This window comes from Mesorhizobium sp. M0854 (assembly GCF_040319815.1).
Taxonomy (GTDB): domain Bacteria; phylum Pseudomonadota; class Alphaproteobacteria; order Rhizobiales; family Rhizobiaceae; genus Mesorhizobium.
The window spans coordinates 373,801-399,582 of record NZ_JAMYOL010000003.1; the positions used below are offsets into that span (position 1 = coordinate 373,801).

Consider the following 25,782-nt stretch of genomic DNA (forward strand, 5'->3'; position numbering starts at 1 on the left):
CATGGAGTCAAACATGTACAATCTGCTTGCCGAACATGCGCCGAAGACCGACCGTGATCAGAGCCCCATGGATCCGCGTCCCTATGCGTTGGGTTACACGCAAAGCGAATTCAAGCGCCTGGAGCTGCAGGGAGCGCTCATTCACGACCTTACCGAGCATGTCCTGCGCAGTGCGGGCATAGGACCCGGTATGCGCGTGCTCGACATTGGCTGCGGCGTAGGCGATGTCTCCTTGCTGGCCGGAAGGCTGGTCGGACCGGCGGGAAGCGTGCTTGGTGTCGATCGCTCGGCAGAGGCTGTGGACATTGCCGAGCGGCGCGCCACTGAATCCGGCCAGTGTTACTGGACACGTTTCACGACGGCCGAGCTTGATACATTCTCGCCCGACGGGAGCTTCGATGCGGTGATCGGCAGGCTTGTCCTGATGTATCTGCCCGACCCGGCCGCAACCCTGCGCAGGCTTGCCGGTTTCCTGCGGCCTGGCGGCATCGTCGCCGTCCAGGAAATGGCGATGCCGCTCACCCGCAGTTTTCCAGAGGCGCCGCTGTTCGGCAAATGCCGCGGCTGGATCATCGACACGATCGAGCGCGCGGGTTTCGAGGTCGACATGGGTGGCAGGCTGCCCATGGTGTTCGCCGGCGCAGGGCTGCCGGCGCCGCGGATGAACTCCGCCGGCCTCGCCGGCAGCGGACCCGACTCGCCGATCTACGACTACATTGCCGGCACGTTGCGCAGCCTGTTGCCGATGGCCGAGGCAGTCGGTACCGCAACCGCCGCCGAGGTGGAAGTCGATACCCTCGCCGAGCGGCTGCGCAACGAGGCTGTCGAGCAGCAGACGTGCATCATGCTGCCGCCCTTTGTCGGCGCATGGGCGAACACACTGGCATAGAACCGAAGGAAGGACACGCGATGCTCGATACTGCCATCGGCGAGCGCGCGGGACATCTCGTCGACCTGCACAACATCGATTTCGCCTGGGGGCCCGACGAGATGCTGGTCTGGCTCAGGGACGAATGAAGCCCGATCGCAGCGCCCGACCGATCTCCTCGGCCACAAGTTCCTGCAACTGCCAGAGATTGCGGTCGCGGATGCCGCAGGTGTCGAGATGGCGAATGGTCTCGAACAGATATTCGGCGCCCGAACCCCAATGGCCGACGGCCGTGGCCAGGGTCGCCGCTATCGCTCGCTTTTCGAGCTTGCCCGCGTAGCGTGGATTGGCGGGATCGACAACGAAACCAAGCGCTTGGCACATGCCGTCGCCTGTCCTGACCTGCAGCCAGCGCGGCACGTTGACGGCCGGCAGGATGGTCATCTCGCGGCGCAGCAGCGTTTCGAGATTGGCCGCCACCGGCTCGGCGATCTCGAACACCATGCCCTGGCATTGGCCGCCGCGGTCGAGCGCCATCATCAGGCCGGGCTGCTCGATCGTGCCCCTGAAGCGCTGCACTGTAAAACAGAACGAACGGTGCCAGCCCGTCGCCACGGCCCGTTCGCCACCCCTGACCTCGCCGGCCGGCTTCCACAGCAGCGAGCCATAGGCGAACAGCTTCACCGGCCCGCCCGGCGCGCCGGCCAGCACCTCGTCGCGAATGCGCGCGTAATCGGCATCGGTCATGTAGACCATGCCCGGCGTCGGCCCGGCATCCTCGACCGCACGCAAGGTGCGGGCGACCAGCGCCTCGGTCAGCGCCATCGGTGTCTTGCGCGGCGAACGCCGTGATGCGGCGGAAATGACCTTGCTCATCCTCATGCTCTCAGCCTCGCCGCCATGTTGCCGAAGGCTGAAGGATTCTCAAGGGCCGAGTAAACCAGCGCGGTATCGGGATTCGAACTATCGTGTCCAACAGCCTGACTGGCTTAGTGCGGAGGCTGATCTGGCCGGACGGTGTCGTTGCAGCCGTCAACATAGGGATGGACCGACCACCGGGAGCCGGGCCGGGCCTGTTGCGCCTTGGTGAGCGGATCCTGAGACTGCGCGTAGCCGTCCTGGTAGCCCCGAACGATTTCGTCGATATCGTCGGGCCAGTCGCCGTCCCATGGCCGTCCCAGAATCTGGGCCTGCTGGACCGGATGCAGTTCGTTGTGGCCTTCATGAAAGCTGTCGTGGATGTGTCCGGCATCATAGACCCACCGGCCGGTCACCCCCAGGATTGTCGCTCCGGTTCCGTCGCCCTTGTTGGTCTCGATGCTCGGCAAGCCGGCATCGCTCGGACTGGCGGTGTCCGAACTGCTGAAGGCCGCGCCGAGCAGCGAAGCGAGCAAGGCGAGAAGCGCCAATACGTAGGCGACGACCGCGCCGACGCCCGACATGCATAGCGCCAGCGCTGCCAGGGCGGCGATCAGGGCGAGGATGTTGACGGTCTGCAGGTCATGGATCGATGCCCCTTCGAACTCCACATGCAGCGCCTCTGACTTTACTCCGGTCACCTTGTCCTCCGCCGGGTTCCCCGTGAACAGAAAGCCGCGCGAGGAGGTGATTGCGTTTTCGGCCATCAGATAGCCGAACGGGGCACTGGCGGCGGCAACGGCCTGGGAGACGCCCACCGGGTTGTTCGGCAGCAGCAAATTGAGGCTGTAGTCGGAGTCCAGGCTTCCTGGCCAGGTCTTTTCCGACGGCGGCTCGATGCTGATGACCATGCCGACGATACTCACCGGCTCGCCCAGGCAAACCAGCCGTTTGTTGAGCCACCAGTCGCAATAAGCGAGAATCCACACAATCTCAGTCACCACCAGCGCGATCGGTATGCACCACGGCTCGTCCATCGCGACCACCACCACGACCATCACGGCTGCGAATATGCCGCTGGTAATCGCCGCGCTGATGTACTGGTTGACCGAAATCACCTCGTCGGCGGTCGTGCACTTGGTCCAGGATTTGTCGTCGGTGGCCATCACGGCTCCAAGCTGCTGAGGACGGTCAAGGTGACGCCGCCGCTGGCGCGGTCACCCTCGTCAAACGCATTCAGATTGAGGGCCTGCCGGCCGGTCCAGCCGTCCGGCGGCGTAGCGACCGCCGTGATCGTCACCTGTTCGCCCGGCGCCAGCGACGGCAGGTCAGGCGAAATCTCGACCTTCCAGCCCGGCGGCAGGGGATGAGCTGACGGCAAGTGTGCCGCCAACCGGCGCTTTTGCTCCGCCTTGGCGGTCTCTTCCGTTGGCTGCCGGTCGTCGCGACAGGGGCCGAGCGGCGGAATGGTGTAGGCATCGACGGTGAACCGGTACCGCTGCGGCCGACGGGTAGCGTTGCGCAACTCGAACTGAAATGTTGCTGGCGACTGGGCCAGTCCGACATCGGTATTTTCTTGCCCGAGATTGTTGGCGAAGTTGGCGTCATCGGCCGGGTCGAGCAAAGCTTGCAGGCAATAGTGACCTGCTTGCCGCGGCGTATGCCAGTCGAAGGAGACGAACCCAGGCTGGCTGGCGGATCCGATCACCCCGACCGAGACCGGCCTGGTGGCTATCGGATTCGACACGGTTCCGATGCCAAACGACAGATAGGACAGATGGACCGGCATCTTGACGACGACGGCATCCGGGGAGGCGTTCCAGACGCGAACCCGCACCTCGTAGTCGGTATCCGCCTGCAACCTGCCGGCGGGAACGGGCACACCACCCTGGCGTAGCTCGATATCGGGATTATCCCAGGTGACCGCGAGACCAAGGCCGGTCAGGTAATACTGATCGTAGATCAGCGGGTCAGGCCGGCAGAAAGCAGGGTGATCGATCGGTACGCAATGCGCCCGGGACCCTTTCTGGTCGACCCGGCGGTCGCCCCCTAGCCGCCACCGGCGACAGAAACGGCGAGCCATCTCGATCAGTGCCGGAATCCAGGCGGAGAACAGTGCTCGCAGGATTGCCGCTATTCCTCGCATCGACTTCCCCTCTGAAGCTAACGCAGGGCAACGCTCTGATAACAACGGGATTCGCGCGGCAACAGTGAATTGGCGTGTCAGACGACTGGTGCCGTTTGTACTCTGGTCAGACGAATAAAGCTGGGCTCGAACGGTACGCGGGCTATTTCCGCGCGAAGAAACCGCGCGCGAACTGCACGATGTGCTTGTGGAATGCGAGCGCCAATATTGCGACAACGGCAAGTATGTAGAGAGCTTCGGTCGATCCGTCGCCGCCGTCAGGGGAAATACCAAACCAACTCTCGATGAAATCCATGAACAGATTCCCTCCGCGCAAACTTGCGACCGATGTTCAGCATAGCTCTTCAGCTTGTCCCGGTGTCAAGTAGGGATGCATTGCCATCCACATAAATCCAGTAAAGACCGTTGTGCCGAATTGTCTGCTGCCGAATTGTCTGCTGTTTGTCGATAAACCTGAGAATTTGCCTAAAGATTGCTAAAAAATTGTCGCGGCTTATTGATGCACAACTGAAGGAAAGCTTTGTATCTCGGTCATTTCCGGGTCATTTTGTCGATCATGTGCGAACGATCCAGTCAATGATGGGGTGTCGCCAAACAGGTCCGGACTTGTGCATGGACAGTACGCGGCCCACCACGATCAGAAACGCGGGGTAGCCTGAAAAGCAGCCCGGCATGGCTCATTGGACGCCATTCGGCGGTCGTCTGGCCTGGTTTCAAATGTAGTCAGCTCTCGAACGTGCCCCGCGGAGTCGTCACGCTGTCGGCTGTTGACAGGAAAGAGGCGTTTGAAAAATCACCGGCGGTCGAGGCAGCAAAAGTCACCATGCCGTATTTCGCCCGGGACACCACGATTCCGGCGAGATGCTGGTCTGGATCAGAGCGTCCTGACCGGCAAGCTATCGTACCGGCCGGGCCTTAGCTGGGCCGGCCGGTACGCTTGCCGGTCTGACGAGGGCCGCCGTCAAGCAGCCGGTCGAATGTTTTGGTTCACCCGGAAGAGGTTGTTCGGGTCGTATTTCTTCTTCAGCGTAGCCAGGCGCTCATAGTTGTCGCCATAAGCCGCCTTGAGCCTTGCATCGCCCTCGTCATCCATCATGAAGTTCAGGTAGGCGCCACCCAGATCGAATGGATGCACGGCCTCCCAGTAGGCCTTGGTCCAGCGCGTCACCGGGCCCGCTTTCTGTGGGTCCGGATCGATCCCGGCGATGACCATCGACCAGGTCGCATCACGGTAATTCCAGGGTGTCTCGTCTTTGCCGACGCGATGGACCGCACCATCGATCGGGTAGAGATGCATGAGCGATAGCTCGCTCGGCGTCTTCGCCGCCTGCTCGAGATGGGCGTCGATCGCCTCGTCGGACAGCGTCTTGACGAAATCGCCCCGCCAGTACCACTGCATTCCCTTCGGGTAGAGCCCATCGAACATGCTCTGCACCGCGGGATAGGGCATCGTTCCCATCCAGTTGAACCAGGGCGCGGGCAGCGCATCGAGCAGCGGGGCCAGCGCCTCTCTGCCCTTTTCCTCCGGGCCGTTGTAGCAGCACATCAGCAGACACATCCGCTTTCCCCAAAACTCTTCCGGGAAGGGTGCGCTCGACAGGACGGTCTTGAGCCCGAGGAAGATCCCGAGTTCTTCGGGCGCGTTCGGCAGGAACTCGCGATAATGCTGCATGATGGTGCGGGCGTGGCGCTGATCCCATGCGATCGGCCCCGCAAAGACCATGCTGACCCGGTGGAGCCTGAACACAAAGCTGGTAACGATGCCGAAATTGCCGCCGCCGCCGCGAAGCGCCCAGAACAGGTTGGGGTTCCGTTCCTTGCTGGCGGTGACGAAGCTTCCGTCGGCAAGCACGACATCGGCCTCGACCAGATTATCGATGGTCAGGCCATATTTGCGCGTCAGATAGCCATGGCCGCCGCTCAGCGTCAGTCCGGCGACCCCGGTGGTCGAGATGATGCCCGCCGGTACGGCCAGGCCAAAGGCATGGGTGGCATGGTCGAGGTCGCCCTGAGTGCAGCCCGGGCCTACCCGCGCCGTGCGGGCATCCGGATCGACGCGCACGCCGTTCATCGCCGACAGGTCGATCACCAGACCGTCGTCGCAGCTCCCCAATCCTGGTCCATTATGGCCGCCGCCACGTACCGCAACCAGCAAATTGTTGTCGCGGCCGAAATTCACCGCTGTGATTACGTCGGCGACGTCGACACAGCGGGCGATGATCAGCGGCCGCTTGTCGATCATGCCGTTGTAGAGCTTGCGGGCCTCGTCATAGCGGGCGTCGCCGGCGCGGATGACTTCGCCTCGCAGGCTTGCTGCGAATTTGGTGATGTCTTCATCGTTCATGACATTCCTCCCTGTTATTGGACCTGTCGGCCGGCCGATGAAACGCTAATCCCGTCCGCTGTTCCCGCAAATGTCACATCGTCCATTTCTGTTGCCCGATCGTTCAGAGTAGGATTAGACCGGATGGATAGTTGCTCGGGCGGCCATATTGCCGGATAGTTCGAGATGCCTGGCGGAAAAACTCGTTGTCAAAGGGAGTAGCCGATCGTTTCCGGAGGTGTAGTGCATGGATGTCCTTTCCGATGTGCTCCGAGCCGTTCGCCTCACCGGTGCGATCTATTTCGACGTTGACGCCAGCTCTCCCTGGGTTGGCGAGTCGCCGGGCACGGCCGACATTGCCGCCGCCATCATGCCGGAGGCAGAGCACATCATTTCTTTTCATGCCGTGATGTCGGGCTCGTGCTGGGCCGCGCTGGGAGACGATTCGGTGCCCCCGGTGCTCGTGAACGCCGGTGATGTCGTTGTCTTCCCCGGTGGTGTTCCGAACGTCTTGAGCTCCTCGCCCGGGGCACGGGGCGAGCCCAATATGGCGATGTATTATCGGCCGATTGACGAGAGCCTGCCGTTCGCGGTGATCCATGGTGGCGGCGGAGACGAGCGGACCCGGTTCATTTGCGGGTATCTTGGCTGCGATGCGCGTCCCTTCAATCCTCTCCTGGCCGCATTGCCGGCCATCCTGTGCGCCCGCAAGCCCGCCGATGGAAGCAGCTGGGTTATCGACCTTTTTCGGCTGGCGCTGGCAGAAGGTGGCAGTGGGCGGGCGGGCTGTGAGACGATACTCGCCAAGCTGAGCGAGCTGATGTTTGTCGAGATCATCCGCCGCCATCTCGAGACCCTGCCCGACGATTCGCGCGGCTGGCTGTCAGGCCTACGGGATCCACATGTCGGCGAGGCGCTCCGGCTCATCCACGCTCGCCCCAGGGAGGAATGGACATTGGACCGGCTCGCCCGCGAAGTAGGGCTCTCGCGCACGGCGTTTGCGAGCCGCTTTACCCACTATGTCGAGGTCTCGCCCATGCACTATCTTGCTCGCTGGCGTCTACAACTGGCAGGACGCTTGCTCGAACGCCCCGAAATGAGCATCGCGCAAGCGGGTGCCGAGGTCGGCTACGAGTCGGAAGCCGCCTTCAATCGCGCCTTCAAAAAGTTCGTCGGCATTCCACCTGGCACCTGGCGAAAGGGACGGTCGGCGTTGCTCGAGGCTCAGAGATTGCCCGCTGGCGTCGTGCAATAGGAAGGAACTGGCAGGGGCGTTGACGCTTCGGTCCGCGTGCAGCGTCCCAATGCTCGAAAGCCCCTGGCACAAAGCGGTAGACGATGACCGGCCGCCGCGACGCCTTCGGCGAGGCGTGTCAGACTTCGCGCCTTAATCTTTCGCGCGCTCGACATAGGCGCCATCGGCGGTCATCACCACCACGCGGGTGCCGGCGCTGATGTGTGGCGGCACCAGGGTACGCACGCCGTTGGACAGCGTTGCCGGCTTGTAGGACGAGGACGCCGTCTGGCCCTTGGTCACCGGCTCGGTCTCGACCACCTCGAAAGTGGCGCGCTGCGGCAGTACCAGCGAGATGGCGATGTTGTTGTATTGCGAGATCTGCACCGGCATGCCTTCCACCAGATAGGGCGCCATGTCGCCGACCACGCTTTCCGGCACCGCGACCTGGTCGTAAGTCTCCGGATTCATGAAGTGAAAGCCTTCGCCGTCAAGGTAGAGGAACGTGTGCTCGCGCTCCTCGACATAGGCGCGCTCGACCTGCTCGGTGGTGCGGTAACGCTCGGAAACCTTTACCCCGTCGGAGATACGCCGCATGTCGAGCTGGGTGACCGGCGTACCCTTGCCAGGATGAATGTTTTCGGCAAAGAGGATCACATAAAGCTTGCCGTCCTTTTCGACGACGTTGCCTTTGCGTAAGGAGCTGGCGATGACCTTCACGGGTTTCCATCCTGATAAAATTTGTTGGCGCAAATCGGCTGGAGAGGCCGTTGCGTGCGGCCTAGCGCATCTTGGCCGCAATCGCCAGCCCTCTGTGCAATTCCCCTGAAGCCGATGACCGCCGCCTCGCCGTGGTGGACGCCGCATGTCCACGCCGACCGCCGGCCGCGGCTGATCCTGCGCAATGCCATTGCCACCGGGATGCGCGACTGGTTCGCCCGCCGCGACTTCGTCGAGGTGGATACATCGGCCCTGCAGGTCTCGCCCGGCAATGAAGCGCACCTGTCGGCCTTTGCCACCGAGGCGATCGGGCCGGACGGGCAGCGCCAGCCGCTCTACCTCCACACGTCGCCGGAATTCGCCTGCAAGAAGCTGCTTGCCGCCGGCGAGGAGCGCATCTTCAGCCTCGGGGCTGTCTGGCGCAACCGCGAGCGCGGCCCCTTGCACCATCCTGAGTTCACCATGCTCGAATGGTACCGCGTCGGCGAGACCTATGAGAGCCTGATGCGCGATTGCGCCGAGCTCGTAGCGCTGGCGGCCGAACGGGCCGCAGCGAAGCGTTTTAGCTTCCGCGGCCGTGAGGCCGATCCGTTCGCCGGGCCGGAACGGTTGAGCGTCGCCGAAGCCTTCATGCGCCATGCCGGCATCGATCTGCTGGCGACGGTTGCGGCCGATGGCAACACCGACCGCGCGGGGTTGCGTGCCGCCCTGGTCCAGGCCGGATTGCGGACCGCGCCCGACGATAATTGGGCCGACCTGTTCAGCCGGGTGATGGTCGAAAAAATCGAGCCAGCGCTGGGGCAGGGGCGCGCTACCATTCTTTTCGGATATCCGATCTCGGAGGCGGCATTGGCCCGGCCGAGCGCCGACGATCCACGCACCGCCGAGCGTTTCGAGCTCTATTGCTGCGGCATCGAACTCGCCAACGCCTTTGGCGAATTGACCGATCCGGCCGAGCAGCGCCGACGCTTTGCCGCCGAAATGGATGAGAAGCAGCGCGTCTATGGCGAACGCTACCCGATCGACGAGGATTTCCTCGCCGCGCTCGCCATCATGCCGCAGGCGAGCGGCGCGGCGCTCGGCTTCGACCGGCTGGTGATGCTCGCCACCGGCGCGCTCAGGATCGACGACGTGATCTGGACGCCGGTGGCTGGTCCCTGAGGAAGGTTGGACAAGCCGATCTCGCCCGGCTTGAAAGCCAGGATCAGATGGTCGGTCCAGGCCGCCGCCGGCTCCGTCGAGCCAGAAGATTGGCGACGACCAGGAGGATTATCGACAGCCCCATCATCAGCGTGGCGGCGGCGCTATTGCCGGGGAGAGCTTTTCGCGCAAGCCGATGAACATTTCGAGCGGCATGGTGCGTTGGTTGGCGCTGGCCAGGAACTGCACCGCGACGACCTCGTCATGTGCGAGACGCTGCAACCGTTCCGTGTGTTGCCACGATCATGGTGGGCCGGCATAGTGCTGGCGGGGTTCTCGGCGCCGCGGAGCTATCGGCCGTCGTACTCAGAATGGCCTTCGGCACAATGCCAGACAAAAACGCGCTGAACGCAAAACATAGCAGCGAATGGACAATGTCCTGGCGCCTGGTCATACTTGCGGCCGTGGCGATTAATGTTGTGATGCTCTTGGCCGCGCTGTTCGTCGCGCAAACTCTTGGTCTGGACGCTACAATCTTCTATCGAGATCCATCTGCAGCCGCGGATGTCGGCTTCTATACGGGGTGGATTTCGTCCCTAGGTGCTTCACTGTGGATCGGCACCGGCGCGGCGACCCTGTTTGCCGGTCTGCTCACGCACCGATGGGATTGCACGTTTCTCGGCGGCCTTACCTTGGTCATGGGCCTCGATGACCTGTTGTTGATCCATGAGGACGTGCTGCCGTTTGTCGCGATACCAGAGATTGTTACGATGATTGCCTACGCCGTCGCCGGGTTGTTCTGGTTCTTTCGGCTGCGACGGAAGACATTCGACGGCTCGATCGTATTTGTGGCCGCAGGCTTCTTACTCGCGATGTCAGCAGCGATCGACCAGCTGGGAGAGCTGTTTCCTAGCCCGGGTTCGGCGGTCGACATCGCCGAAGACGCTGTCAAAGAGCTTGGCATCTTCCTTTGGGCGGCAGGTGCCGTCGGGTACGCGGCGATGGTGACACGGTTGGGCCGCCCGTGGGTGGATCCAGCCGATCCCAACTCTACAGGCTGACGGTCGCACACGCCGCATCTTCGACTCGTCGCCGGCAGCGGTGCCGCCGTCGCGGCTTTCGGTCACGGCCACCTCGGATCTAAGCCGTCCTTTGTGCGTCTGGAAGGACGCACCATCTCTGGATCGGTCGCGCTGACCTGGGGCTAGATGCCTCCTGATTGTCCGCTTCTCCCATTGCAGAAGCGGCATCGGGACAATAGATGGTGCAGCAGCGGCTGCCCTTCAGCCGGCCGGAAATAACAGGATCATGCGCATGACCGATACGCTCGACGCAGCGAAACTGACCGATCGCGTCGCGGCCCTGGTCGAGGCTGCCAAACGGGCCGGCGCCGATGCCGCCGATGCCGTTGCGGTACGCGGCCGCTCGACCGGCGTGTCGGTGCGGCTTGGCAAGGTCGAAGGCACAGAGGCGTCCGAGAGCGAGGACGTCTCGCTGCGCGTCTTCGTCGGCAAGCGGGTAGCCAGCGTTTCGGCAACAGCGGCATCGGACCCCAATATGCTGGCCGAGCGCGCGGTCGCCATGGCCAAGGTGTCCCCCGAGGATCCCTATCAGGGCCTCGCCGACTCGGCCTTGCTGGTCAAGAAACCGCGCGACCTCGATCTGTTCGACGCCACCGAGGTGTCGGCGGACCAGTTGAAGGAAGCAGCGCTTGCCGCCGAAGCGGCGGCGCTTGCCGTCAAGGGCGTCACCAATTCGGCCGGCAGTGGCGCCAGTGCCGGGCTTGGCGGCCTGGTGCTCGCCACCTCGCACGGCTTCGTCGGCCACTACGTCGCCTCGCGTTTTTCGCGCTCGACCAGCGTGATCGCCGGCGAGGGCACCGGCATGGAGCGCGACTACGAATTCTCCTCGCGCCAGCACTTTTCCGATCTCGACGCGCCGGAAGACATCGGCCGCAAGGCCGGTGAGCGCGCTGTACGCCGCATTGGCGCGCGCAAGGCGGCGACCGGGCCTGTCGACGTGGTGTTCGATCCGCGTGTGGCGCGCGGCATTGCCGGCCACCTTGCCGGTGCCATCAATGGCGCCGCGGTGGCGCGCAAGACCAGCTTTCTCCGCGACATGATGGGCAAGAAGGTGGCTTCGGCCGCAATCACCGTCACCGACGAGCCGCTCCGGCGCCGTGGACAGGCCTCGCGCCCGTTCGACGGCGAAGGCGTCGAGGGCGAAAAACTGTTCATGGTCGACAAGGGCGTGCTCAACCACTGGTTCCTGTCGACTTCGGCGGCTCGGGAACTTGGCCTCGTCACCAATGGGCGCGGCTCGCGCAGCGGCTCGTCGGTCTCGCCGTCGTCGACCAATCTCGCCATCGAGCCCGGGGAAAATACGCCGGAAGAGCTGATCAAGTCGCTCAAGACCGGCTTCTACGTCACCGAAGTGTTCGGCCAGGGCGTCGACATGGTGACCGGCGAATATAGCCGCGGCGCTTCCGGCTTCTGGATCGAAAATGGCGAGCTGGCCTATCCCGTCGCCGAGGTGACCATCGCCTCCAATCTGAAGACGATGTTCCTCAACATGGTTCCGGCGAGCGATCTCGACCGCAATTTCGGCACCGCCGCGCCCACGCTTTTGATCGAAGGAATGACCCTTGCCGGAGCTTGACCCGGCCGTCTCAGCCGGCGCTACTGAAGACCTGCAGCTGTTGCGCGATGCCGCCCGCGAGGCGGGGCTCATCGCCATGCAATACTTCAACAACAATCCGCAAGTGTGGATGAAGGGCGGCACCTCGCCGGTCAGCGAAGCCGATCACGCCGCCGACAAATATCTGCGCGAGACCTTGCTGGCGGCCCGGCCGGATTATGGCTGGCTGTCGGAGGAAACCGTCGACGACCCGGTAAGGCTTGTCGCGCGCCGCACCTTCGTCGTCGATCCGATCGACGGCACGCGCGGCTTCCTCGAGGGCCTGCCCACATGGTGCGTCAGCGTCGCTGTGGTCGAGAACGGCCGAACGCTTGCCGGCGTACTCGACTGCCCGGCGAAGGGCGAAATCTATTGGGCGCTGCCGGGCGAGGGCGCGTTCCTGAACGGCAGGCGCATCAGCGTGCGTCCGCCGGCGGAAACGGCCGAAATCGCCGGACCGAAGGCGATGATCGACCTGATGCCGGCGAAATGGCACAAACGGCTGAAGCGCGTGCCCTATATTCCTTCGCTCGCCTACCGGCTGGCGATGATCGCCGGCGGCCAGCTCGATGCCACCTTCGTCAAGGCCAACGCACATGACTGGGACATCGCCGCGGCCGATCTCATCCTGCGCGAGGCAGGCGGCGCCTTGCTCGATCGGCATGGCCGCGCGCCGCTCTATGCCGGCGAAGTGATCCGTCACGGACCGCTCGCCGCCGGCAGCGGCGAACTCCTCGCCGTGCTCGCCGGCGTCATCGCCGGGCTGGACAATTGACCACTATCAATAGTTCCAAAGTCGGCGGCTTTGGTCTAGACCTGTCCCAAACTCACGATATGTGAAGGATCGACATGGCCGCTGAAGACGGAAAGAAGCAGCTTTTGCACCTGGTGTTCGGCGGCGAACTCAAGAAGCTGGGCGGCACCGAATTCCGCGATCTCGACGCGCTCGATATTGTCGGCATTTATCCGGATTACCAATCGGCGCACGCCGTCTGGAAGGCCAAGGCGCAAGCTAGCGTCGACAATGCCCATATGCGCTATTTCGTCGTTCACCTGCACCGCCTCCTCGACCCCGAAAACAAGGCTGTCGGTTGACATCGATGAACCATGAAGCGGTCAAGCGATCAGCCCCGCGGTCGGCGGTCAGACGTCGCAAGCCGAAGACGTTCTGGCGCAAGATCCGCGAACCGCTGGCGCAGTCGCGATTCGTCAAGAATGCGCTTGCCGCGCTGTTTGCGTATTTCGTCCGCCTTGTCCGCTTGACCAACCGCATGGTCGACGGATCGGCCAAGTTTTCCGGCGGCGCCTATGCGCAGCTCGAGCCTGGCATCATCGCGCTCTGGCACGGCCAGCACCTGCTGACCCCGGCCTACTATCCCAAGGGACGGCCGCTGGTTGCCATGGTATCGCGCAGCGCCGATGCCGAGCTCAACGCGCTGATGGTCGAGAAATTCGGCATCGAGGCGGTGCGCGGCTCTGGCGGGCGCGAAAGCGCAAGGCATCTCGACAAGGGCGGGGCCAAGGCGCTCATCGCCCTCAAAAAGTCGCTCGCCACCGGCAAGAATGTCGCCATGATTGCTGATATTCCCCACGGCACGCCGCGCGATGCGGGGCTCGGCGTCGTCCTTCTGGCGCGGCTGTCCGGCCGGCCGATCCTGCCTGCCGCGATAGCCACCAGCCGCCGCAAGGTGATCGAGGGCAGCTGGGACAAGACGACGATCAACCTGCCCTTCGGCCGCTCCTCGATCGTCGTCGGCACGCCTGTCTTCGTGCCGGCCAACGCCGACGCCGCCGAAATGGAACGCAAGCGCCAGGAGGTCACGGCCTCGCTTAATGCCGCGACCGCCGAGGCCTATCGCCTTGTGGACGGTTCGAAATGAGTGTGCGCTGGGCGCGCGCCTTCCTGACCGCATACCGTTTCGCGGGGGCGGCCGCCTACCCGTTGGCCGGGCCTTATGTCGCCTGGCGCACTTCCAGAGGCAAGGAGGATCGCATTCGCCGGCGCGAACGCTACGGCGTCGCCGGACGCGAGCGCCCCGAAGGCCCGGTGATCTGGATCCATGCAGCCAGCGTCGGCGAGACCATCGCCGTCGTGCCGCTGGTCGAGAGCATTCTCGATTACGGCGTCAACATCGTGCTGACCACGGGCACGGTCACCTCGGCGCAGGTCGCCGAGGAACGGCTGGGCGACCGCATCATCCACCAATATGTGCCGCTCGACCTCAAGCCGGCGGTCAGTCGCTTCCTCGATCATTGGCAGCCGGACCTGGCGATCATCGCCGAATCGGAGATCTGGCCGATGACCATCCTGGAACTCGGCGCCCGCCGCGTGCCGCAGGTTCTGGTCAACGGCAGGCTGTCCGACCGCTCTTTCAAGTCCTGGAAGAAGCGCGCCAACATTGCCGAAGCATTGTTCGAAAATCTCGCCCATGTCGTCGCCCAGTCGGATCTCGATGGCGAGCGCTTCCTTTCGCTCGGCGCCCGGCCGGTCACTGTATCCGGCAATCTCAAGGTCGACACCGCGCCGCCGCCGGCCGACGAGCGGGCACTGGCGGCGCTGAAACGCCAGATCGGCGGCCGCCCGACCTGGGCGGCGATCTCGACCCATGACGGCGAAGAGGCGGTCGCCGCCGAAGTTCACGCCATGCTGCACAAGCGCCACCACGGGCTTTTAACGATCATCGTGCCGCGCCATCCCGATCGCGCCGGGCAACTGGCCGCCCAGATTTCCGGCATGGGCCTGAAGCTGGCGCAGCGCAGCAAGGGCGACAGGATCACCGCCGACACCGATATTCTGCTTGGCGACACGATCGGCGAGATGGGGCTTTATCTGAGGCTGACGGAAATTGCCTTTGTCGGCCGTTCGCTGACTTCCGAGGGCGGCCAGAACCCGCTGGAACCAGCCATGCTGGAGACAGCGGTGCTTGCCGGCCGCAACGTCCAGAATTTTCGCGAGGCCTATCAGCGCCTGCTCGATAGCGGCGGCGCCAAGCTGGTGCGCGACCGCGATATGCTGGCCGGCGCCGTTAATTTCCTTTTGACCAACGAGGCGGCCCGCCATGAGATGATGGCGGCGGGTGCGGCGACGGTCGACGAGATGCGCGGTGCGCTGGCGCATACGCTCAGGTCGCTCGAGCCCTATATCCAGCCGCTGGTCGTCAAGTCGCGCCTGAAGGGCGCGAACGGGCGCTGACGTGACCTCGGAAGCGCCGCCCTTCTGGTGGGAAGAGCCGGACTGGCGGGTCACGGCGCTGTCGCCGCTCTCCGCCGTCTATGCGCTTGTCGCCGGTCGCCGCATGCGGCACGCGCCGCGTGAAAAGGTCGAGGCGCCGGTGCTCTGCGTCGGCAACTTCACCGTCGGCGGCACCGGCAAGACGCCGGTGGCGATCGCGCTGGCCGAGCAGGCCAGGCGCATGCAGCTTAATCCGGGTTTCCTGTCGCGTGGCCATGGCGGCTCCTTCGCGCAGCCGCATATCGTCGATCCGCACCACGATGCCGCCAAGCATGTCGGCGACGAGCCGCTGCTTCTGGCCGAACACGCCCCGGTCGCGGTGACGCCGAACCGGGCCGCCGGCGCCAGGCTTCTGCTGGAGAAGCTCGGCTGCGATTTCCTGATCATGGATGACGGTTTTCAGAGCGCGCGCATCCACATCGACTATGCGCTCGTCGTCGTCGACGCGCGACATGGCATCGGCAATGGCCGCGTCATCCCCGGCGGGCCGCTGCGGGCAAAGATCGTCGACCAATTGGTCTTCACCAGCGCCTTGCTGAAGATGGGCGAGGGCACCGCGGCCGATACGGTCGTGCGCCAGGCAGCGCGCGCCGGCAGGCCGATCTTCGAGGCGCACACTGCCCCGAGCAGCAAGGTGACGCTGGCCGGCAGGCGGTTCCTGGCGTTCGCCGGCATTGGCCATCCCGACAGGTTTTTCGACACCGTAGCCGAGGCCGGCGGCGAGCTTGCGCTGACCCGACCGTTTCCTGACCATCATTTCTACAGTGCGGACGAGCTTGCCGAATTGGCGGCGACAGCACGTAAAGCCGGGCTTGGTCTCATTACCACCGCCAAGGACGCTGCCCGCCTGCGTCACGGCGCGGCACCGCCGGAATTCCTCGACGGGCTCGATGTGCTGGAGATCGACACCGTCTTCGAGCTCGACCATGTGCCGCAACGCATCATCGACGAGACGCTGGATGCCTGGCGGCAGCGCCGGCTTAAAGGCTGACCAGAAGCGTGAGCACCGAGGCAATGCGGGACTGGAATTTGCGGCTTTCCGCCGGTCGAACGTATTTTGTTCTTGCTTTGTGCCGGCAGCTATGCTAGTAATTTGGGTATGGTGATGATTCGCCGGTGGCCCGCCCTCGAACTTGAGGCGGGTTTTTTATTTCATGGCCTCTAAGGTTTCGGTGTTGCCGGCCTGACGCCGCGGCAGAGGGCGCAGGATCGCAACGGGGCTGCTTCCATTTGCGCTGGACTAGCGTCGGCGGCGCAGTTCCGGATGCGCTTCGATCTCGCGGCGCAGCGAGGCAGCGGCGTTCACATAGGGTTCCTGCCTGGCGACACTCCAGTATTTAAGCTCGTCGAGCGGGATGCTCTCGCCGGTCACCGCGCAGCGTACGAAGGCGCCGGGGCTGGTCACCTGGAAGTCGCCGTCGAGATAGCGGATGCGGGCTTCCTTGCCGCCGGGTCCTTCGAAACGGTTCATCATGGGGTGGTGCCGAAATTCATGACGATGTCATCGCCACAAATTGCGGCGAGGTCAAGCTCGGGTTGGCCTCGCCTGGTTCTGTTTCTGGTGACACTTGCTCGAACAAGTCGGCAAAGCGGATGCCAATGCATGTCGCGCAAAAGTGTGCAGCGGTTTTGCGCGACATGCATAAACACAAGAACCTGAAGCGCGTCGCATGAGGCCGGTCGAACGCGACGCGCTTCTCATTCCTCGGCGGTGATAAACTGCTCGATCTTCTTCGCTGGCAGCCCGGCCTGGACCGCGATGCGCCGGGCGAGTTCGGCGGCGGCGGCGCGCGGGCGCCCCAGCGGCCGGTCGAGCCAGTAAGATATCGGGCTTAGCGCACTGCGCTCGTCTACGGCGACGATGCGGCCCGATTTCAATTGGTCCACCGTCAACGGCGGACGTGCCAGCGCAATACCGAGCCCGTGCGCGGCGGCGTCGAGCACGAGGTTGTAGTCCTCGAAACGGCGGTCGTGCGGCCGCGGCCGATAGTCCATCTCCTGCGCCGCAAACCAGGCGCGCCAGGCTGAAGCGTCGGAATCATTGATCAGCGGAAATTCGAGCAGTCGGGCGGGATCTCCGCGACCGATCTCCCTGGCCAGTCCCGGCGAGGCGACCGGGAACACATATTCTTCGAAAAGCTGCACCGAGATCCGGCCCGGAATGCGACCGCGCCCGCAGCGGATCGACAGGTCGATGCCCTCGTCGGCAAGATCGCCTTGGCGGATGTCGACGTCGAGCACGATACGCAGCTTGGACGGGTGGTTCTCCAGCGCCGCCATGCGCGGCATCAGCCACAGCCCGCTGACCGAGGGGATCGAGGTCAGCCGCACCACCGCCGTGCCGCGCGGCTCGACCCAGCGATCCGAATTGCTGGCGATCAGGGCAAAGGCTTCGGTGGTGCGCAGATGCAGGCGGTTGCCCTCGATGGTCAGCGAGACGCCGCGCGCGCCGCGATCGAAGACTTTCAGCCCAAGCCAGCCCTCGAGCTTGGCGATCTGCCGACTGACGGCGCCGTGGGTGATGTTGAGCTTCTCGGCCGCCGCCGAAAAGCTGCCGGTCCGAGCCGCGGCGTCGAAGGCGCGCAGCGTTTCGAGCGGCAGCATCGGGTCTAAGCTGTGATCCATAGTCACAGGTGATCCTCGATTTGTTCGTTTGTCAACCGACCCGCAATGGCGTTTCTCTACTTCATGGCATTGGATCGCGAGGACACCCAGATGAGCGCTTACACCGGCACGTTGAATACGACACAGCGCATGGATGCCACGGCTGCCATCGCGGTGGCGCTGACGGTGGTCGGCTGGGCGTCCGCCTTTCCGGCGATCCGCGCCGGCCTTGCCGCCTTCGGGCCGCTGGAACTTGGCGCGCTGCGTTTTGCCATCGCCGCGGTTCCGGCGGCGATCTTCCTCGCGGTCAAGCGGCCGGCACTGCCCAGGCTCGATGAACTCTGGCGCTTTGTCTTCGGTGGTGCCGTCTTCGTCGCACTCTACACCGTGATGCTCAATTTCGGCGAGCTGACCGTTTCGGCCGGTGCGGCCGGCTTCATCATCAATGTCAGCCCGATCTTCACCGCCATCATGGCCATGGCGCTGCTCGGCGAACGCTTCTCGGGCCTGGCCTGGGCCGGCACATTCCTGTCCTTCGCCGGTATCGGGATCATCGCCATGGGCGAGGGGCAAGGGCTGCATTTCAACAGCGGTGCGCTGCTTGTCCTCGGCTCGGCGCTGTGCTCGGCCGTCAACACCATTGTCCAGAAGCCGCTGTTTGCCCGCCATCACCCGCTGACGATCTCGGCCTCGAACATGGTGCTTGGCGCGCTCTGCCTGTCGCCGTTCCTGCCGAGCGGTCTGGCGCAGGCGGCGGTCGCCGACACCGCCGGGCTCGGCGCCGTCATCTTTCTCGGCATCGTACCCAGCCTGATCGCCTACGCTGCCTGGGCAACAGCGCTTTCCCGCCTGCCCGCGGCGCGTGCCTCGAACTTCCTCTATCTGGTGTCGCCGATGGCGACGCTGATCGGCTTCTTCTGGCTGGGCGAGGTGCCGACGCTGCTCGGCATAATCGGCGGGGCGCTGGCGCTGGGCGGCGTCATTGTGGTGAATTTGAAGAGATGAGAGCTTTAGTGCTTGACTGCTGGTGGCGTACGCGGCTGATTTAACTAGAAGTACGGTTGCCACCAGTGAGCTTTGAATGCCTAAGACGTTTTTCAGGGATGGTTCGACGTTTCGCCCAATAGCAGTTGGTTACGGCAGCTGTATTGCGACCGACCGCATCACCGTGGATGGCGCGCAAGTAGGCTATCTTTACCGCGAAACGCCAGATCATCCGGTTGATAGCGGATGGTGCTTTTTTGCAGGCGATGAATCTGACGAATACATCAACGACCCCAACAATTCCGGGTTGTACGATGTCAATACAATTGCGAATTACGACCCGCTCATTACCTCTTGTTTAGAGGCGCCTTGTGGAAGTGCGTTTTTGAGAATCGAGGGGAAGTTTGTCCGTCAGAAGTTCGAACCCCCAGATGATGATTAAAGCCGCCTGTGGAACCAGCCTTGCTAGCGAGTTATAGACAGCGCCAGCGCGAGCGACCTTCTCACCGCCTCCCAAACAGCCTCTCGATATCCGCCAGCTTGAGCTCGATATAGGTCGGGCGGCCATGGTTGCAGGTGCCGGAGCCCGGCGTCGCCTCCATCTGCCGCAGCAGCGCGTTCATCTCTTCCGGTTTGAGCAGGCGGCCGGAACGTACCGAGCCGTGGCAGGCCATGGTCGCGGCTATTCTGTCCAGCCGCTCCTTCAGCGTGTCGACCGTGTCGTTGTCGGCGATCTCGTCGGCGAGATCGCGCACCAGCTGCTGGACGTTGGTCTCGCCGAGCATCGACGGCGTCTCGCGCACCGCGACGGCACCGGGGCCGAAGCGCTCGATGCCGAGGCCGAAGCGGGCCAGCGTCTCGGAATGCCTGGCAAGCCGCTCGGCATCCTCTTCCGACAGATCGACAATCTCGGGCAACAGCAGCATCTGCGACGGCACCGAGCGTGAGTGGAGGGCGTTCTTCAAGGCCTCGTAGACCAGCCGCTCATGTGCCGCGTGCTGGTCGACGATGACCAGCGAATCCCTGGTCTGGGCGACGATATAATTCTCGTGCACTTGCGCGCGCGCCGCGCCCAGCGCCGTGCCGAGCAGCGTTTCCGCCGCTTCGTTTTGCCCGGCGCGCGCATCGGCGCTGTGCAGCGGCCCGGCGTCGAAGGCCGCCTGCTCGTCCTCGCCGAACCCGTCGCCCATATTGAGCGGCCGCTGCGGCGAACGGGCAGGATCGAACCCGGAAAAGCCCGATGCCCGATAGGCGGCCTCGTAGCTGCGGTGACCGTTGGCCGGGCCGCCATGCGCATAGGATGCGGCGCCTGGCCGGAACGCGGCCATCATGCCGGCGGCCCCGGTGGTGGCGGCGCGGATGCCGGCATTGGCCAGCGCTTCGCGGATGGCGCCGACGATCAGCCCGCGCACCAGCCCCGGGTCGCGGAAGCGCACGTCTGCCTTGGCCGGATGGACGTTGACGTCGACGATCGCCGGATCGAGCGTCAGGAACAGCACGGTGACGGCATGGCGGTCGCGCGGCAGCACGTCGGCGAAGGCGCCACGAATGGCGCCGGCGATCAGTTTGTCACGCACCGGACGGCCGTTGACATAGGCGTATTGCTGCAGCGCGTTGGCGCGGGTGAAGGAGGGGACCGAGACATGGCCGGCGAGATGCACGCCGTCCCGCATCGCGTCGATGGCGATCGCATTGTCCGGAAAGTCGGCGCCCATCACCTGCGCCACCCGGCGCAGCCGGCCTTCCGGGCTGTCGTCGGTCGCCGGCAGTTCCAGCGTCGAGCGGTCCGGGCCGGCCAGGGTGAAGCGCACGGCGGGAAAGGCGATGGCGATGCGCTTGACCACGTCGCCGATGGCCGTGCTTTCGGCGCGCTCGCCCTTCATGAATTTGAGCCTTGCGGGCGTGGCGAAGAACAGGTCGCGCACCTCGACCGTGGTTCCGCGATTGGCCGCCGCCGGCCTGACCGCGGAGACGCGGCCGCCGTCGATGCCGATCTCGGCGGCGTTTTCACTGGACGCGGTGCGCGAGCGGATCGACAGCCGCGCCACCGAGCCGATCGAGGGCAAGGCCTCGCCGCGAAAGCCGAGCGAGCGGATGTCGTGAATGTCGTCGGCGAGCTTGGAGGTGCAATGGCGCGCAATCGCCAGCGCCAGTTCCTTTTCCGGAATGCCCGAGCCGTCGTCACTGACGCGGATCAGGTTCAGCCCGCCGCCGGCGGTGACGATCTCGACTCTCGCAGCACCGGCATCGAGCGCGTTCTCGACCAGTTCCTTGACCACGCTTGCCGGACGCTCGATGACTTCGCCGGCGGCGATCTGGTTGATCATCGTTTCGGAAAGCTGGCGGATCGGCATGGGGCACTATAGGCGGATTCGTGGTCGATGCGGGAGGGCGGAATTGAGGAAATCCACGCAGCCGACCGCGGCCGTGCACTTCAACTCATGAGCTTGGGCAGCGCTGCCGACAGTGCATCGACGGCAAGGCGGACTTTCATCGGCAGATGAGGCGTCTGCAACCACAGGGCATGAACGTCGTAGAGAAACCAGGATTGTTCCGACAACAGCGGGACAAGTGCGCCCGCCTGGATGCGCTGGCGAACCAGCCAGTATGGCAGCCAGGCGAGCCCCATGCCGGCGGCCGCGGCATCGGCGATGGCATCGAGGTCGTCGAGCCGCAATCTGCTGACTGGTCTGATCTCAATCGCGGGGTGCCCATTGCGCGGAAACAGCCACGGCTGAACGGCACGCCCGGAACGGCGGTAGATGATCGCGTGACGGCTGCCGAGGTCATCTATTTCCTGTGGCTCGCCGTGCCGGTCGAGATAGGACGGCGACGCGCAGACGACCATGTGCTGGCGCGCGATGCGACGCGCCATCACCCCGGCCTGGTCCTCCAGGTCGCCCGTTCTAATGGCAAGATCGCAGCCGTCCTCGGCGAGGTCGGCGATGGCATCGCTGAACGACAGGTCAAGTTCCAGCGCCGGATATTGCTGCGCAAACCCGAACAGGATCGGGGCAACGCAGCGCCGGCCGAAATGCACCGGCATGAGGACACGCAGCTTTCCGCGCGGTTCGGCAAGCTGGTCGGCGGCGAGTGCATCCGCGGCCTCCGCTTCGGCAAGCACCAGCCGGCAGCGTTCATAATAGGCGCGCCCGAAATCGGTCAGGCTTTGGCGGCGCGTGGTCCGGTTGATGAGGCGCACGCTCAGGCGCTCCTCGAGAAACCGGACATGCTTGCCGACCATCGGCCCGGACAGATCGAGAGCCGCCGCCGCGGCTGCGAACGAGCCCAGGTCGACGGCTTTGACGAACACGGCCATGCTCGTAAGGCGATCCATATTCAAAACCTGCAGTTTCTGCTGATCTACTCAAGCGGCTATTTATCCGCCTGATGAGCGCTGGCATAGCTGATTCAGTTCAAATATTTTGGAGTTTGACCGATGGCACGTGTCGTTCGCTTTCATGAGCTCGGTGGTCCCGAGGTCCTGCGCATCGAGAATGTTGACACGCCTGCGCCCGCGAGCGGTGAGATTCAGATCCGCGTCAAGGCGTTGGGTATAAACCGCGCCGAGGCGCTGCTGCGTTCGGGGACCTACATCCAGACCGCGCCGTTGCCTTCCGGTCTTGGGCTCGAGGCCGCGGGTATAGTCGAGATGGTCGGCGAAGGCGTGGACGGGTTTGCGCCTGGCGATGCCGTCAGCATCGTGCCGCCATTATCGATGGCCCGCTGGCCTGCCTATGGTGAGATTGCCACATATCCCGCCGAGCTCGTCGTCAAGCATCCACCATCGCTGAGTTGGGAAGAAGCCGCCGCAGCGTGGATGCAATATCTCACCGCCTACGGTGCGCTGATCGACATTGCCAAATTCCAAAGCGAGGACTTTATTGTCATTACCGCGGCCTCGAGCAGCGTCGGACTTGCCGCGATCCAGATCGCCAACATGATTGGCGCGACCACGATCGCGGTCACACGGACGTCCGCCAAGAAGCGGGCTTTGCTTGAGTTCGGCGCGGCCCACGTCATCGCCTCGGCAGAGGAGGACCTGGAAGCCAGGCTGAAGCGAATCGCCGGCCCGGACGGCGTGCGCGTGGTGTTCGATGCCGTCGGCGGCCCGATTTTCAAGCCTCTGACGGCGGCGATGGCACCGGGTGGCATTCTCATCGAATATGGCGGCTTGAGCCTCGACCCGACACCCTTTCCACTACCTGCAGTGCTGGCAAAGACACTGACGCTGCGCGGTTATCTCGTCCATGAGATCGTGCGCGATCCGGTCCGGCTGCAGGCCGCCAAGGCGTTCATCCTTGACGGACTGAGCTCGGGTTCGCTGAAGCCGGCAATCGCCAGAACCTTTCCGTTCGACCAGATCGTCGAGGCGCACCGCTATCTCGAATCGAACGAGCAATTCGGCAAGATCGTCGTGACGGTTTGACCGGGCATTTATCGGCCTCACGCCTGCGCCGCCAGCCAGTCCCGCACCTTGCGGGCGTTGTCGCTGAGTTCGCGGTTCTTCGACCAGATGACATGAAAGCCCTTGCCGGTCGTCATCGTGTGGCCGGTGACGCGCACTAGCAGCCCTGATGCCAGCAGCCGCTCGGCGAGGTGACCCCAGCCGAGCGCGATGCCTTGCCCTTCCATGACTGCCTGGATCACCAGCGCATAGTCGTTGATGCGCAAGCCGCGTCCGGCATCGGCGATGTCGACACCGGCCGAGGCGAACCATTCGTCCCAGCTGGCCGCCTCGCGAAACGGTTCTTCAAGATGGATAAGGCGGTGCGATTGAAGGTCCGCGACACGCTCCGGCAGCCCGAACCGTGCCACATAACTAACGCCGGCAACGGGGAATATCACCTCATCGGCCAGCGGCAGCGAATGATAATCCGGCCATTCCCTGGGCTCGCCGCCGCGGACGCCGAGCGGGATGTCTTCGGCGATGATGTCGAGATCGCGGTCGGCGGTCTGGATGCGCAGGTCGATGCCCGGCAATTCGTCGCGAAACTGCTGCAGGCGCGGCATCATCCAGAACGAGGCGAAGGCGGTCGAGGCGGCGAGCGTCACGTGCGCGCCGACGGCGATCTGGCGCAGATCCTCCGCCGACTTGCGAATGTGCGACAGCCCGAGCGAGACGTCGGCATGGAAGCGGTCGCCAGCCTCGGTCAGGCTGACTTGCCGGTGGCGGCGCTGGAAGAGTTTGGCGCCGAGCTGCTCTTCGAGCCCACGGATCGCATAGGAGACGGCAGCCTGCGTCATGCCGAGCTCGCGCCCGGCGGCGGTAAAGCTCGACAGCCTCCCGGCAGCCTCGAAAACGATCAGGCTGCCGGCCGACGGCAGCAGGTGGCGCAAGCTTCGCATAAGCTGAGCTTATACAAGAGATCAGGATTTTCCAGCGTCACAGCCGCATTTTGTCTGGCTAGATTGGTCACCAACAGGAATATGGAGCCTTCATGAACGCACCGGCCGTTGAAGTGAGCGAACACACCAACCGCCGCAGCGGCGGCCGCCTGGGGCGCAAGGCGCTGCGGGGCGCACCCATAGCGTCGTTTCCAACCCTGGTCCGTCAGATTCCCGTCTATCAGATGGTCCCGGACGAGGCGGTTGAGCTGATCCACCAGGAGTCACTCTCCATCCTCGAAGAAGTCGGGTGCGAGTTCCGCGACGACGAGGCGATCGCAATGTGGAAGGCGGCGGGCGCCGATGTCTCGGAGACAAGGGTCCGGATCGACCGCGCCCTGCTGATGGAGCTCATCTCGAAGGTCCCGTCGGAGTTCACGCTCAATGCGAGGAATCCCCAGCGTTCCGTACGTGTGGGTGGAAACAACTCCATCTTCGTGCCGATGTACGGAGCGCCTTACGTGCGCGACCTCGACAACAACCGGCGCTACGGCACACTCGCCGACCTCAACAATTTCCACAAGCTCGCCTACATGGCGCCGGCGCTGCATTCGTCGAGCTCGATCATCTGCGAGCCGATGGAAATCGCGGTGCCGAAACGTCACCTCCACATCATCCATTCGGCGCTGAAGCACTCGGACAAGCCGTTCATGGGCATCGTGACCTCCAGGGATCGAGCCGAAGACACGATGGCGATGGCAGGCATCGTGTTCGGCGAGGATTTTGTCCGCGACAATCCGGTTCTGGTGTCGATCACCAACTGCAATTCGCCGCTGGTGTGGGACGCCACCATGCTGGACGCGATGAAAGTCTATGCGCGCCACAACCAGCCGCTGATCCTCGCCCCCTTCGCCCTTTGCGGCGCCTCGACTTCGGCCTCTGCCGTCGGTGCGGTCGCGCAGGTCAATGCCGAAGCGCTGGCGGGCGTCGCGTTCACACAGCTCCTGCGTCCGGGTTCGCCGCAGATCTACGGACAGTTCATGGTGACGGTCGACATGAAGACCGGCGCTCCCATGGGCGGCACGCCGGAGGCGGCCCAGATGATGTATCTCATGGGCGCGCTGGCGCGGAAGTATCGTCTGCCGTGGCGCACGTCCGGTTTCCATGTCGGCTCGAAGCTGAACGACGCCCAGGCGGGCTACGAGGCGAACATGCTGATGCATGCCGCCATCCTTGCCGGCGCCAACTACATCTGGCACTCCGCCGGTTGGCTCGAGGCCGGCCTGACCTGCGGCTATTCGAAATTTGCCACCGACTGCGAGCAGCTTGTCGGCTGGTACAAATATGCTGGCGGGCTGCCATTCGACGATTTCAAGGAGGCTATGGCGGCTATCCGCGAGGTCGGACCGCAGGGCCATTTCCTCGGCACCCAGCACACGCTTGAACATTTCGAGTCCGCCTTCTTCATACCGAGCATCATGGACTTCAATTCGTTCGAACAGTGGAAGGCGGAAGGAGCAAAGGACCACGACACCCGCGGCCGCGAGAAAGCGCGCAACATGCTCGCCGATTATGAGGAGCCGAAGCTCGATGAGGGCATCGCCGATGGTCTCAAAGATTTGATTGCGCGGCGCGAGGAGAAACTGCCGGACAGCGTTAGTTGATCACG

26 protein-coding genes are annotated in these 25,782 nt (G+C 64.0%); 14 read left to right on the plus strand and 12 right to left on the minus strand.

The window, feature by feature from the left end; all coding sequences use genetic code 11:
• Positions 1–13: 13 nt before the first annotated feature.
• Positions 14–889 (plus strand): class I SAM-dependent methyltransferase, encoded by an 876-nt coding sequence (locus tag NKH99_RS07575; protein WP_353013414.1) that lies wholly within the window; start codon positions 14–16, stop codon positions 887–889.
• Positions 890–1,003: 114 nt separating this feature from the next.
• Here the strand turns inward: NKH99_RS07575 and NKH99_RS07580 are convergent, their stop codons facing one another.
• The 5 genes from NKH99_RS07580 to NKH99_RS07600 form a co-directional block, all read right to left on the minus strand.
• Complete coding sequence (locus tag NKH99_RS07580; protein ID WP_352746985.1) at positions 1,004–1,744, minus strand: gamma-glutamylcyclotransferase; 741 nt, start codon at positions 1,742–1,744, stop codon at positions 1,004–1,006.
• Between the two features lie 113 nt (positions 1,745–1,857).
• A complete protein-coding gene (locus NKH99_RS07585; protein WP_353013416.1) occupies positions 1,858–2,892 on the minus strand; it encodes a hypothetical protein in 1,035 nt (344 codons plus the stop codon).
• Positions 2,892–3,872, minus strand: coding sequence for a hypothetical protein (locus NKH99_RS07590; RefSeq protein ID WP_352771568.1), 981 nt, complete (start codon positions 3,870–3,872; stop codon positions 2,892–2,894). The genes NKH99_RS07585 and NKH99_RS07590 overlap by 1 nt, the downstream gene beginning before the upstream one ends.
• 142 nt (positions 3,873–4,014) lie before the next feature.
• Complete coding sequence (locus NKH99_RS07595) at positions 4,015–4,167, minus strand: hypothetical protein (RefSeq protein WP_352474399.1); 153 nt, start codon at positions 4,165–4,167, stop codon at positions 4,015–4,017.
• Positions 4,168–4,833: 666 nt separating this feature from the next.
• Positions 4,834–6,216, minus strand: coding sequence for an FAD-binding oxidoreductase (locus tag NKH99_RS07600; RefSeq protein ID WP_352541563.1), 1,383 nt, complete (start codon positions 6,214–6,216; stop codon positions 4,834–4,836).
• A gap of 226 nt (positions 6,217–6,442) precedes the next feature.
• Here NKH99_RS07600 and NKH99_RS07605 point away from each other — a divergent pair, with 226 nt between their 5' ends.
• Positions 6,443–7,450: an AraC family transcriptional regulator gene (locus tag NKH99_RS07605; RefSeq protein ID WP_352685496.1), complete on the plus strand. Its 1,008-nt coding sequence runs from the start codon at positions 6,443–6,445 to the stop codon at positions 7,448–7,450.
• A 132-nt stretch (positions 7,451–7,582) separates the two neighbouring features.
• Here NKH99_RS07605 and efp read toward each other — a convergent pair whose 3' ends face one another.
• On the minus strand, positions 7,583–8,149 hold the full coding sequence (gene efp, locus NKH99_RS07610; RefSeq protein ID WP_353013418.1) for an elongation factor P: 567 nt from the start codon (positions 8,147–8,149) through the stop codon (positions 7,583–7,585).
• Positions 8,150–8,263: 114 nt separating this feature from the next.
• On the opposite strand from efp, the gene epmA reads away from it, so the two are divergent.
• Positions 8,264–9,310 carry an EF-P lysine aminoacylase EpmA gene (epmA, locus tag NKH99_RS07615; protein WP_353013420.1) on the plus strand — a complete coding sequence of 349 codons (1,047 nt, stop codon included), beginning with the start codon at positions 8,264–8,266 and terminating at the stop codon, positions 9,308–9,310.
• A 126-nt stretch (positions 9,311–9,436) separates the two neighbouring features.
• Here the strand turns inward: epmA and NKH99_RS07620 are convergent, their stop codons facing one another.
• Entirely contained in the window at positions 9,437–9,571 is a 135-nt protein-coding gene (locus tag NKH99_RS07620) for a hypothetical protein (protein WP_352474393.1), read from the minus strand.
• Between the two features lie 89 nt (positions 9,572–9,660).
• Between NKH99_RS07620 and NKH99_RS07625 the strand changes: the two genes are divergently transcribed.
• The 7 genes from NKH99_RS07625 to lpxK all read left to right on the plus strand — a co-directional run bounded on the left by NKH99_RS07625 (position 9,661) and on the right by lpxK (position 16,188).
• Positions 9,661–10,350 carry a DUF8692 domain-containing protein gene (locus tag NKH99_RS07625; RefSeq protein ID WP_352685493.1) on the plus strand — a complete coding sequence of 230 codons (690 nt, stop codon included), beginning with the start codon at positions 9,661–9,663 and terminating at the stop codon, positions 10,348–10,350.
• A gap of 253 nt (positions 10,351–10,603) precedes the next feature.
• A complete protein-coding gene (locus tag NKH99_RS07630; protein WP_352685492.1) occupies positions 10,604–11,947 on the plus strand; it encodes a TldD/PmbA family protein in 1,344 nt (447 codons plus the stop codon).
• Positions 11,934–12,740: a 3'(2'),5'-bisphosphate nucleotidase CysQ gene (locus tag NKH99_RS07635; RefSeq protein WP_352685491.1), complete on the plus strand. Its 807-nt coding sequence runs from the start codon at positions 11,934–11,936 to the stop codon at positions 12,738–12,740. Before NKH99_RS07630 ends, NKH99_RS07635 begins: the two co-directional genes overlap by 14 nt.
• A 74-nt stretch (positions 12,741–12,814) precedes the next feature.
• The gene (locus tag NKH99_RS07640; protein ID WP_023674378.1) at positions 12,815–13,060 is read left to right on the plus strand and encodes a DUF4170 domain-containing protein; all 246 of its coding nucleotides are present in this window, start codon (positions 12,815–12,817) and stop codon (positions 13,058–13,060) included.
• 5 nt (positions 13,061–13,065) lie between these two features.
• Positions 13,066–13,845, plus strand: coding sequence for a lysophospholipid acyltransferase family protein (locus NKH99_RS07645; protein ID WP_023717166.1), 780 nt, complete (start codon positions 13,066–13,068; stop codon positions 13,843–13,845).
• Positions 13,842–15,158, plus strand: a complete 1,317-nt coding sequence (gene waaA, locus NKH99_RS07650; protein WP_352474386.1) for a lipid IV(A) 3-deoxy-D-manno-octulosonic acid transferase — start codon at positions 13,842–13,844, stop codon at positions 15,156–15,158. The genes NKH99_RS07645 and waaA overlap by 4 nt, the downstream gene beginning before the upstream one ends.
• Before the next feature lies 1 nt (position 15,159).
• Positions 15,160–16,188: a tetraacyldisaccharide 4'-kinase gene (gene lpxK, locus NKH99_RS07655; RefSeq protein ID WP_352474385.1), complete on the plus strand. Its 1,029-nt coding sequence runs from the start codon at positions 15,160–15,162 to the stop codon at positions 16,186–16,188.
• Between the two features lie 249 nt (positions 16,189–16,437).
• On the opposite strand, the gene NKH99_RS07660 is transcribed toward lpxK, so the two are convergent.
• Together NKH99_RS07660 and NKH99_RS07665 are read right to left on the minus strand one after the other, a co-directional pair.
• Positions 16,438–16,671 carry a DUF2093 domain-containing protein gene (locus NKH99_RS07660; protein ID WP_031211156.1) on the minus strand — a complete coding sequence of 78 codons (234 nt, stop codon included), beginning with the start codon at positions 16,669–16,671 and terminating at the stop codon, positions 16,438–16,440.
• Positions 16,672–16,895: 224 nt separating this feature from the next.
• On the minus strand, positions 16,896–17,822 hold the full coding sequence (locus NKH99_RS07665) for a LysR substrate-binding domain-containing protein (RefSeq protein ID WP_352770896.1): 927 nt from the start codon (positions 17,820–17,822) through the stop codon (positions 16,896–16,898).
• A 90-nt stretch (positions 17,823–17,912) separates the two neighbouring features.
• Between NKH99_RS07665 and NKH99_RS07670 the strand changes: the two genes are divergently transcribed.
• Together NKH99_RS07670 and NKH99_RS07675 are read left to right on the plus strand one after the other, a co-directional pair.
• The gene (locus NKH99_RS07670; protein WP_353013570.1) at positions 17,913–18,806 is read left to right on the plus strand and encodes a DMT family transporter; all 894 of its coding nucleotides are present in this window, start codon (positions 17,913–17,915) and stop codon (positions 18,804–18,806) included.
• A gap of 76 nt (positions 18,807–18,882) precedes the next feature.
• Positions 18,883–19,227: a DUF2185 domain-containing protein gene (locus NKH99_RS07675; RefSeq protein ID WP_352541554.1), complete on the plus strand. Its 345-nt coding sequence runs from the start codon at positions 18,883–18,885 to the stop codon at positions 19,225–19,227.
• Between the two features lie 61 nt (positions 19,228–19,288).
• Here NKH99_RS07675 and mutL read toward each other — a convergent pair whose 3' ends face one another.
• Both mutL and NKH99_RS07685 read right to left on the minus strand, forming a co-directional pair.
• Positions 19,289–21,139, minus strand: a complete 1,851-nt coding sequence (mutL, locus tag NKH99_RS07680; RefSeq protein ID WP_353013422.1) for a DNA mismatch repair endonuclease MutL — start codon at positions 21,137–21,139, stop codon at positions 19,289–19,291.
• An 80-nt stretch (positions 21,140–21,219) separates the two neighbouring features.
• Complete coding sequence (locus NKH99_RS07685) at positions 21,220–22,122, minus strand: LysR family transcriptional regulator (protein WP_353013424.1); 903 nt, start codon at positions 22,120–22,122, stop codon at positions 21,220–21,222.
• Between the two features lie 102 nt (positions 22,123–22,224).
• On the opposite strand from NKH99_RS07685, the gene NKH99_RS07690 reads away from it, so the two are divergent.
• Positions 22,225–23,214, plus strand: coding sequence for a zinc-dependent alcohol dehydrogenase family protein (locus NKH99_RS07690; protein ID WP_353013426.1), 990 nt, complete (start codon positions 22,225–22,227; stop codon positions 23,212–23,214).
• A gap of 17 nt (positions 23,215–23,231) precedes the next feature.
• Here NKH99_RS07690 and NKH99_RS07695 read toward each other — a convergent pair whose 3' ends face one another.
• Entirely contained in the window at positions 23,232–24,134 is a 903-nt protein-coding gene (locus NKH99_RS07695; protein ID WP_352569797.1) for a LysR substrate-binding domain-containing protein, read from the minus strand.
• A gap of 92 nt (positions 24,135–24,226) precedes the next feature.
• Between NKH99_RS07695 and NKH99_RS07700 the strand changes: the two genes are divergently transcribed.
• Entirely contained in the window at positions 24,227–25,777 is a 1,551-nt protein-coding gene (locus NKH99_RS07700) for a trimethylamine methyltransferase family protein (protein ID WP_352569798.1), read from the plus strand.
• Positions 25,778–25,782: the final 5 nt, after the last annotated feature.